Annotated in this window: 13 protein-coding genes; 12 read left to right on the top strand and 1 reads right to left on the bottom strand. The window is 29.7% G+C overall.

Annotation, left to right across the window (positions count from 1 at the left end; genetic code table 11):
• Positions 1-21 precede the first annotated feature (21 nt).
• The 12 genes from F0000_RS16280 (at position 22) to F0000_RS16335 (ending at position 8,381) form a co-directional block, all read left to right on the top strand.
• Positions 22-1,266 carry an antirestriction protein gene (locus tag F0000_RS16280; protein ID WP_149625794.1) on the top strand — a complete coding sequence of 415 codons (1,245 nt, stop codon included), beginning with the start codon at positions 22-24 and terminating at the stop codon, positions 1,264-1,266.
• Complete coding sequence (locus F0000_RS16285; protein ID WP_149625795.1) at positions 1,263-1,694, top strand: hypothetical protein; 432 nt, start codon at positions 1,263-1,265, stop codon at positions 1,692-1,694. Before F0000_RS16280 ends, F0000_RS16285 begins: the two co-directional genes overlap by 4 nt.
• Before the next feature lie 366 nt (positions 1,695-2,060).
• A complete protein-coding gene (locus tag F0000_RS16290) occupies positions 2,061-3,875 on the top strand; it encodes an RNA-directed DNA polymerase (protein WP_149625796.1) in 1,815 nt (604 codons plus the stop codon).
• A gap of 34 nt (positions 3,876-3,909) precedes the next feature.
• Positions 3,910-4,149 (top strand): hypothetical protein, encoded by a 240-nt coding sequence (locus F0000_RS16295; protein WP_149625797.1) that lies wholly within the window; start codon positions 3,910-3,912, stop codon positions 4,147-4,149.
• Positions 4,150-4,175: 26 nt separating this feature from the next.
• Positions 4,176-4,523, top strand: a complete 348-nt coding sequence (locus F0000_RS16300; RefSeq protein WP_149625798.1) for a hypothetical protein — start codon at positions 4,176-4,178, stop codon at positions 4,521-4,523.
• Positions 4,524-4,581: 58 nt separating this feature from the next.
• Positions 4,582-5,085, top strand: coding sequence for a hypothetical protein (locus F0000_RS16305; protein WP_149625799.1), 504 nt, complete (start codon positions 4,582-4,584; stop codon positions 5,083-5,085).
• 30 nt (positions 5,086-5,115) lie between these two features.
• Entirely contained in the window at positions 5,116-5,442 is a 327-nt protein-coding gene (locus F0000_RS16310) for a hypothetical protein (RefSeq protein ID WP_149625800.1), read from the top strand.
• Between the two features lie 18 nt (positions 5,443-5,460).
• Positions 5,461-5,736 (top strand): hypothetical protein, encoded by a 276-nt coding sequence (locus F0000_RS16315; RefSeq protein ID WP_149625801.1) that lies wholly within the window; start codon positions 5,461-5,463, stop codon positions 5,734-5,736.
• A gap of 14 nt (positions 5,737-5,750) precedes the next feature.
• Entirely contained in the window at positions 5,751-6,740 is a 990-nt protein-coding gene (locus tag F0000_RS16320) for a PIN domain-containing protein (protein WP_149625802.1), read from the top strand.
• Between the two features lie 73 nt (positions 6,741-6,813).
• On the top strand, positions 6,814-7,524 hold the full coding sequence (locus F0000_RS16325) for a hypothetical protein (protein WP_149625803.1): 711 nt from the start codon (positions 6,814-6,816) through the stop codon (positions 7,522-7,524).
• Positions 7,525-7,546: 22 nt separating this feature from the next.
• Complete coding sequence (locus F0000_RS16330) at positions 7,547-8,149, top strand: hypothetical protein (protein ID WP_149625804.1); 603 nt, start codon at positions 7,547-7,549, stop codon at positions 8,147-8,149.
• 28 nt (positions 8,150-8,177) lie between these two features.
• Positions 8,178-8,381, top strand: a complete 204-nt coding sequence (locus tag F0000_RS16335; protein WP_149625805.1) for a hypothetical protein — start codon at positions 8,178-8,180, stop codon at positions 8,379-8,381.
• A 318-nt stretch (positions 8,382-8,699) separates the two neighbouring features.
• Here the strand turns inward: F0000_RS16335 and F0000_RS16340 are convergent, their stop codons facing one another.
• Entirely contained in the window at positions 8,700-9,092 is a 393-nt protein-coding gene (locus F0000_RS16340) for a transposase (protein WP_255452772.1), read from the bottom strand.
• Between the last annotated feature and the right edge of the window lie 131 nt (positions 9,093-9,223).

Below are 9,223 nucleotides of genomic sequence, written 5' to 3' on the forward strand. Positions count from 1 at the left end.
TCCCATTTGTAGTATTACCAAATGGAAAAACAACATATTTCATTTGAGAATTACAACGATGCAATGCAGAAGTTTACTGTAGAAGCATTGCCAGAGATTCTGCAAAAAGGACACCTGTTCTTTCTGGAAGCGAAGGAATTCTATTTCCAGGAACCAGAGATTAAAGAAACGATAGATTTATATCTGGAGCAACTCAATGCTCATCTTTTTTCTGATGAAGAAATAAATGGGAATACAGCAAGTATTTCTGTTTTATGCATTCGGGATTTTTTAAAAATGCATCAGACTATTCGATCTAAGGATGATCTAAAGGAATTTATCTATACACTACAGCAAGCAGTTTCAAATAAAGAAATCACCAAAAATGATCTTTATGCCAGCCATATAGAAGAGATACAAGAAAAGCTTATTATGCAGCACAATAATATGAGCTTATTGGATCAGGTAAAGATTATGATCAATAGCAAATGGAAGTCAGAGCTAAAAAAGATCGTTTCCCAAACATCTATGCAGGGAATTGGTAGTCTGGATATCATAGCTTCTAAACAACAAGTTAAACCTCTTCCTGTTTCCCCTACCCAAAAGAATGTGCTTTTTACCTCATTTGATCAGCAACTCACTACAACTGGTGCATCCACCTTTCGATTGCCCGGATCAATGGGAGAATTATTAGGAGATTTAGAAAAGTTCGAACTGGCTATTACCATTGAGGGAGATCAGGGAGGCGGAAAAACACGTTTTACCTATCAACTGGCAGATGCTTTTGCAGATATGGGAAACCGTGTTGCCATTTTTACTTTAGAAATAGGTGGTAAATCAGATTTAATCAACCGTATGAGGGAAGAATATCTGAAACCACAGAACAGGAATCGTATTTCCAGAGCCGATCAGCTACCAGATGGTTATAAAACGATAGCTAATGCCACTGGTAGCTTTGATGTGATTATTATTGATAGCTGGAACAAGACAGGATTGCCATCACAGGATTTTGATCGATTACGCAAACAGTTTCCCAATACCATTTTTATTGTCATATTCCAGCGTACCACAGGGAAAACTATTCGCGGAGGAACAGCTCCATTATTTGATGCAGGGATTAATATAGAAGTAATCAAAGCGGATGATACTTTTAGAAATAATTATGCTGTCACTACCAAAAACAGATACGGCATTACAGGAATCAAATACAACATTTTTACAAAAGAAATTATAGGAGCAGTAGAGGATTCCTCAGTATCTAATCAAAATCAAATTGAAATAGCATGACATACTACATAGATATTATTAAAACCATTTGGAAATTACTGCCTATAGCTTTGCTCATTCTTTTAGGAATCCTTTTCTTTCATTGGAGATCAGAACGGCAAAAGGTCGCAGACTTTAAGGAAGTACAACAAGCACAATTTCAGGAGATCGAAAAATGGAAAGATCGGGCTGGAAAAAACAGAGCTAGAGCAGAGATTGCAGAAATCAATGCTAAAAATGCAAAGTTGGTATTAAATGATGAACTCCGGCAAATGCTCAAGAAAGAAGTTGGTAATTTAAGACGTAATCTAATTAGCTATTCAGCTATTAAAGCTTCTACTGAAGGAGCATTCAAATCCAAGGGAAAAGATACAGTTTATGTGGTGGTTTTAATGAAACTCGAATTTGAGAAGTCTGTAAGACGAACTCAAATCCGTAAGTTGAATTAATCCCGCCTATCCAGCGGGATCTCATAAATTCTACCTGGAAGTCCCTTAAGTTCAATAAATCGGTTCATTTTATAAGTTTACGATTTAACACTTAAATGAACTGATATGTTATTTGGATATACTCGCTTTTGAAACTTCTTTTCAATATTTAATATCCATATTAGTATTTCCTAAAATACACAAACTATTAAGGGAAAAAATAGTCTTTTAAATTTATTTAGTTAATTTAGAAGCAACAAATAATTATAACCGCCCCATGTATTAAGTTTACTGCAGGTGTGTGATGTTATTTATAAAAACTAATTGAAAATATATGGGATATAAAGGACATATATCGTTTATGTTAACCACAAGCTGAAAAAATAAATGCAGACAGAAAGATTCAATAAATTAAGGAAAGAAACTTTATCAAAAATATTTGAAAAGAAAAAGTTGACCGAGGTTTGGAGAAAAATTGTCAAAAATCAGCTTAGAAGTCTTGATTTAAAGGATTTGTTTGACCATTATGATTTCAACTTTAACATTGAGGAAAGGGCTTTAGCCATAAGGAATGAAATCCTAAACGGAACTTACAAAGTATCTCAACCTCTAATATACCGTATTGAAAAGAAGTTTGGTGTCTGTAGGCATTTGGTAATCCCTCAACCTAATGATGCCGTAGTTCTTCAAACATTAGTGGAAAATATAGCAGATAAAATTCTTTCAAACCAGCCATCTGAAAATGCTTATTATTCTAGAGATAAACATAACGTTTCTTTTCCGCACGAAGTTAAAGAATATGGACTTTCTTGGCGTCAACAATGGAAAAAATTACAAAAGCAAATTTATCATTTTCAAGATGACAAAGAATTAATTGTTGTTACTGATTTATCTAATTATTATGATAGTATAGATTTAGAAGAACTTAGAAAAGTATTTACAAGTTATAGTCAAATAGACGAAGTTCTTATTGATCTATTATTCAGGATTATTCAAGAAATAGCTTGGAAACCTGATTACTTACCTTATACAAAAAGAGGACTTCCGACTACTAATATTGAAGGGATTAGACTTTTAGCTCACTCATTTTTATTTGAAGTAGATGAAGTAATCAAACAACAAACTGACAATAGTTTCACAAGGTGGATGGACGATATTGTTATTGGAGTAGAAACTAAAAAAGAAGCTATTGAAACAATTAGTTCAATTTCTGATATGCTCAAAACAAGAGGATTAGCCTTAAATCTGGCTAAAACTAATATCTATAATGAAGACCAAGGTTTTTACCATTTTCAAATAGAATCTAACAGATATATTGACAGCATAGAAAAAACTAAAAAAACCGATGCTAATTATAAAAAAATATGTTCGGAACTACATAAACGATTTAAAGCTCATTTCAAAGACACTGGAGCCAAATATTGGGATAAAATTGCAAAACGCTATATAACTACTTACAGTAAACTTCAATCTAAATCATTACTGAATTTAACAACTGAAAAATATGTCGATTATCCTGGTTTAAGAAGTCATCTACTTATGTATTTATCAAATGTTGGATACTTGAAAAAATCATCAGATGTCGTTTTAGAAATTCTAGACACTATTGATATTTTTGATGATTTATCGCTTTATCAATTGTGTAGCCTTGTTACTAATTGGGAAATCCCAGTTAACGATAAGTCAAAAGAATTTTTATCAAAGTTTCAAAGTAAGATTACAGCTTTTTCATTCAAACGAAAATTATCATCGGATTTTTACTGTGTTTTATGGTTTAAAGCAAAATATAATCACCCAGAAGATTTGTATAGATTTATAGAAAAATATAAAAATTTATGGCAAACAGATACATTCTTAAGGAGACAAGTAACAGCCATTTTATCTAGATTACTAATTACGAATAGTGTTAAAGTCGAAAAACTACTTTATAATCAAATATCTTCTGGGATTACAAATACAGTAACTCTCGCTAATCAAATATTAACCTTTTCCAATTTGGAAACAACAAATAGTAGGTTACATTTTTATTTATTTCCAAAAAACAAGCAAAAAATTTATCCATTATCTAAGTTTTTAGTTCTATGCTCTATTTTAAATTCAGAAAAAATAAGAACGGATAATAATATTAAAGAAAAGATAAAGAAAAGTATATCTGATTCGTATTATTTAAGATGGCTAGATTTACAATATAACATTAGTTAAAAAAGTCACTGTCAAACAAGGTATTACATATTTTATGACCAATATTTATAGTAGGAAGGAATTTATTAATTTTCTAAAAGTAATTTTAGATGAGTATCAAAAGCATCCAGAGCGATGGGAAAATCATAAAATGGAAGATTTTTTAGAAGCTATGATACGATATTCAGATGATGTTCAACAATATTACAAGAACACAAATCAAGAGATCAATGCTGATGAAGCCCAATGGAAAGTCTTTGCGGATATTATAAAGGGAGCTTCTATTTATGAATAAATCTAAAGTTCAAAAAAACGATACTTATGTCTGAGGAAATTGAAAAGGATCTTAGCGATATTAGGAGAATTGCTACCAAATTTAGAAAGGATATATGCAATGGGAATATCAAAATTCCATTTGGTGAAGATTTCCCTTCGGGCTGTTGTGGTAATGCGTCAGATAGATTAAAAAGGATTTTAGAATGTAAAGGTTTCCAAAATATTCGTTATACAAATGGGTGGATAGACAAACAGTCACATGGTTGGCTGGAGTATAAAGGTTTTATAATTGATATTACAGCTGATCAATTTGAGAATATAACCGAAGAAATAATTATAATTCATAAAAATGAGTCTGACTTTCATAAACAGTTTAAGTCAGGAAATTTTTAAAAAAGGTCAATAAACTGATAGAAATAAAGAAGCAATAAATAATTTAACCTAATTTAAAATGGGAATATTTTCTAAAAAAAAGCGAGGTTTTATTCAATTTCTAAACTTAAAATTTGAACAAGACTTGGAATCTGAATCAATTAAGTCAAACAAGACTGAAAAATATACAGATTACATAATAGATGCTTCAGAAAATTTTGACTTGTTTGATTATGCAATAATCAGAAATTTTGAGCATAAAAAAGATCTATCAGGAAATTCATCATTCAATTTGATTATGGGTAGTCATAATAAATCTGCTACAATAGATAAATTAACAAAGATTGTCGATTCGATAGTTATTGAATATGGAAAAGACAGAAATGGAAACGGAAAATGGACAGAAAAAGACTCAAGACAAATAACCGATTTTTGGTTAGGTAGGGAATGGATTATAAATTCAAAAGGCAAGTCGATTTCAGGATCAAAACTTGACAAAAATTGTTACCAAATTAATCTTCATTTTGACAGTGAAAATGGAATTAGTTTATCAATTCTTGGAGCAAGTCTATTAATGAAATAAAAAGTATATATAACAAAGTCTGAATAAACGATGAACAATCAAGTAGTACAATATAGACTTTATAAGGAAGCTTTTAACGATGGTGAAGAATTCATTGAGGAAGAACTCATTGATAGATTTCCAAAAAGTGATGATTCACATAAGTCAATGAAAAATATTATTTCTAATAGTGATGATGATTTTGCACATGAGGATTACTTTGTAAGCAAGTGGGAATTAGAAGAAAACTCCGAAGGTGTTTTGGAATGGTGTCCAGATAATGTTTTTGGTAAGCAAAGAGCAAAACCTAGAAACGGAAAAGGTCTTCTTTATACCAGAACATCTTATAAGAAACACTTGAACCAAAAGTCTAAATAAACGATAAAATTTTAAGATATGAGTAAGACAATATGGAGATTCAAATTAATGGAAAATGAAACCGATAATGAGAGGGTTCCTTTAAAATGGATTGATTGCAATGAGTATGATGAATTAAATCAAATTAGTTTAGTTATAGACGGAAAGGAAACATTAGATAGTCATTTAGAAATATGTGCAGTTGGAAATGAAATAAAATTTAAATCTGAACAAGAAATATATAAAATTAAAAAAGTTATTAGTCAAAATGGTTTGTATGAAACTCATATAGACGTTACAAGTTTTAAAGTCTAAATAAACGATCTTAAATGAATTTATTTATTGATACTAATATATATCTTAAATTTTATCATTTTACCAATGATGAGTTGGAGGAATTAAGTAAACTTATTGTACTGCTAAAAGAAGAAAAAATTAAATTATATATCCCAAAACAGGTTCTAAACGAATTTAAAAGAAATCGAGAGGTTAAAATTGCAGATGCGCTGAAGAAATTAAAAGCTGAAAAACTAAATAATGTTTTTCCAGTTTTCTGCAAGGAATACGGTGAATACTCTGAGATGAAAAAAGCTATTTCTGAATACGAAAAAAATAAAAAAGAATTATTGAATAAGCTTACAGTATCAATTGAATCTTATTCTTTAAAAGCTGATATGGTTATCAAAAATCTCTTTGAACAAGCTAATACAATTAACTATAGTGAAGATCTTATTGAAAAATCTAAGTTAAGGTATGATTTAGGAAATCCTCCAGGTAAAAAACAATCTTATGGTGATGCATTAAATTGGGAGAGCTTGTTAGTGTCAATAGAAAATGGAGAAGATTTGTACTTTTTATCTGATGATAAAGATTATTTTTCTGAAATAGACAATAAACAGTTTAATAAGTTTTTAGAAAATGAATGGCAAGCAAGTAAAAAATCAGATATAATATTCTATAAATCTTTATCGGAATTTTTCAAAGATAAGTATCCAGATATTAAATTAGCGTCTGAACTTCAGAAAGATATACTTATTGATAAATTAGAAGACTCCGGTAGTTTTAAAGTAGCTAGAACAAACTTAAATAGATTGTTTTCTTTCAATAATTTTACTTCGAATCAAATTGAAAAGATTTTTAGAATAGTCTGTAATAATAATCAAATATACAATATAGGTTCAGACTTTGATATCAATTATATATTATTCTCGTGGTGCGATGAATATTGCTTTATTTTAAGTGATGAAACAACAAGTTTATTCCAATCAAGATTTCGAAAAAATGAATATACTGATGACGATGAAGACCCTCCTTTTTAAATCTAAAATATAGTGAGGGAAACAGGTTACCATATTTCGTGTATTGAAGTAATATTATAGAAAATTAAAAAAGTTGAATAGAAAAAAAGAAATTGAAAAACGTCATTTGACGAAATTTGTTTCAAATGAAAAACTTAAACTATTGGTTTATGGAATTGAGGATTCGGAAACCCCTGATTTTATTGTAAATCTCGGAGAAAAAATAGTTTCTATTGAACATACGAGATTGATAAATCCTGATTTAAAAAAAGTTGAACAACACAAAGATAAAATCATTAAAAATGCTCAAAAAAGATTCGAAAATAAATATTCGGAAGAACTTTATGTTTTATTGACTTTTAACAATATAATTCTCGAATCAGGAAAAAGTGCTGAAGAAAAATATACTGATGAAGTTTTTAAATTAATTGAAGAAATTTATTTATTCAATAAAGAATATAAATTTAGAATAAACTCTAGGCGACAAAAATCAAAGGTATCTAAACTTATTAATTATTTTTCCATTGATAATACTTGGAATTTTGCAAATTGGCAGCATTTTGGAGCATATCGAGTCGAAAAAATGAATATGGGATGGTTTGGAGAAGTGATATCTAATAAAGAGAAAAACATCAAACGCTATCCAAAAGGGTTTGATGAAAATTGGTTATTATTAGTTTCTGATTTTGGAACTAAAGCTTCAACGCACTGTTATGATAGAATAGATTTCTCGAATATAAAAACAGAATTTGATAAAATATATTTGTACAGCTATATGGCTGACGAAATTGAAATAATAATCTAAAGTTCAATAAAACGATTAAATCATGAATATATATATATTATTGTTTCTCAATCTATCAATTAGTTTTCTTGCAAATTCGCAAGAAAAAGAGTATTATTTAGAAACTATAGAAGGTGAAAAAATAAGACTTGATGAGTTTTATACGGTTAATATAAATTGGAATAATGTTGAGTATTATATATACGAAAAAGAAAGAAAAGGCTTATCAATAAGTCCTGAGTTTTTTAAAATAAAAAACAATAAAATATTAAAAATCGTATATGGTGACAGGCTTATCTTACCATTCAATATAACCAACAAGAAGAATAAATTTAAAATGTTAGAAATTGTTCTAGTTAATTCCAAATATACTTTAACTAGAGAATATTCTCCCGAAAAACAATTCCGAACTAGTAAAAGACCACCTCCAACGTATTATATTTTTGATAAAAATAAAAATAAACTATTAAAAGGTTCTCTGGAGACGAAAGAAAAAAAAGAAGTATTCGAGGCTCTTAAAAAATATTTTCCTACTTGCAAAAAACCAATTGCTAGTGTAGAACTTTTTTTACAGCTAAAAGAGAATTATAAGTGGAATCGCTTATTAGCTTCATTTAGAAATTATGATTGTTCAGTAGATAATTAGAAAAACATTAAAAAAGTTCAATAAACCGATGGAAGATCTAAATTTTGAATATGAACAGTATAGAGTTTTTAGAAGACTCGCTGAAACTATTTTGTCTAATCTAGAAAAATACGGAGCAGAAGTTATAGCTAAAGAAATTAATTCGAAATCTCGAGGAGAATATTATGTAACACCAACTGATAGAGGAGTGAGAGAATTTGCTAAAAAATTAATTAATAAAAAATTCAATTAACCGATGACCAAAGTTAAAGTTGTTTCATTAATACTTATAATATTCGGAGGGATACTATTTCTCTTAGGAATATTATTTAAAATATTGCACTGGCCTAGACTATATTATTTACTTATTTCGGGACCAATTCTTCTAATTACTGGAATTGCTTTAATTTTAAGAGATCATAAAGTTCAATAAAACGATCAAGTAAAACCAAAATCAAATAACTTAAGGGGGCAATATGCTCCGGAATTCAACAAATCCAATCCAGGGGTCAGCTTGATCCAGAATAATTGATCTCAATACTTATAAGAATTGTAGTAAGCATCCGAGCAACTACAATGTAATATTTTCTTGATATCCAGGCAGTAGTTCATCTAGTTTTTGTATACTATGATCTGGGATACGTTTTAGGGTATCCTCTAACCATTCTCTGGGATTGATTTTTTGCATTTTACAGCTACCGAAAAAGGAATATAACATAGCGGCATTCTGCGCTGCCTTATGAGATCCACAGAACAGATAATTCTTTCTGCCGATTGCCATAGGTCGGATCGCATTTTCGATTAGGTTATTATCCAGTTCGATACGTCCATCTTCAAAGATTGCTTCCAATTTTGGGTATTGATTGATAAAATATGTCATTGCCTTGCCGATAGGACTTTTGGGTAGTACATTAAACTGTTCCTGTTCGATCCACGTTTTGATTTGCGCCAGTAGTGGTTTGATTTTCTGTGGCTATTTCGGAGTGACCGTGCCACCTATTTCGGTCAAATGGTGCCACTTTGAGAGATACTGCAATTATAGTTAAATTTTATTATTATTGGTTTTTTAATTTTCCTTTTCTTAACGATTCACCC

The sequence above is a fragment of the Aquimarina sp. RZ0 genome (assembly GCF_008370685.1).
Taxonomy (GTDB): domain Bacteria; phylum Bacteroidota; class Bacteroidia; order Flavobacteriales; family Flavobacteriaceae; genus Aquimarina.

What these genes read in the sequence shown, in the direction of transcription:
- F0000_RS16280 (WP_149625794.1), top strand. Translation starts at nt 22, where the DNA reads ATGGAAAAACAACATATTTCATTTGAGAATTACAACGATGCAATGCAG.
- F0000_RS16285 (WP_149625795.1), top strand. Translation starts at nt 1,263, where the DNA reads ATGACATACTACATAGATATTATTAAAACCATTTGGAAATTACTGCCT.
- F0000_RS16290 (WP_149625796.1), top strand. Translation starts at nt 2,061, where the DNA reads ATGCAGACAGAAAGATTCAATAAATTAAGGAAAGAAACTTTATCAAAA.
- F0000_RS16295 (WP_149625797.1), top strand. Translation starts at nt 3,910, where the DNA reads ATGACCAATATTTATAGTAGGAAGGAATTTATTAATTTTCTAAAAGTA.
- F0000_RS16300 (WP_149625798.1), top strand. Translation starts at nt 4,176, where the DNA reads ATGTCTGAGGAAATTGAAAAGGATCTTAGCGATATTAGGAGAATTGCT.
- F0000_RS16305 (WP_149625799.1), top strand. Translation starts at nt 4,582, where the DNA reads ATGGGAATATTTTCTAAAAAAAAGCGAGGTTTTATTCAATTTCTAAAC.
- F0000_RS16310 (WP_149625800.1), top strand. Translation starts at nt 5,116, where the DNA reads ATGAACAATCAAGTAGTACAATATAGACTTTATAAGGAAGCTTTTAAC.
- F0000_RS16315 (WP_149625801.1), top strand. Translation starts at nt 5,461, where the DNA reads ATGAGTAAGACAATATGGAGATTCAAATTAATGGAAAATGAAACCGAT.
- F0000_RS16320 (WP_149625802.1), top strand. Translation starts at nt 5,751, where the DNA reads ATGAATTTATTTATTGATACTAATATATATCTTAAATTTTATCATTTT.
- F0000_RS16330 (WP_149625804.1), top strand. Translation starts at nt 7,547, where the DNA reads ATGAATATATATATATTATTGTTTCTCAATCTATCAATTAGTTTTCTT.
- F0000_RS16335 (WP_149625805.1), top strand. Translation starts at nt 8,178, where the DNA reads ATGGAAGATCTAAATTTTGAATATGAACAGTATAGAGTTTTTAGAAGA.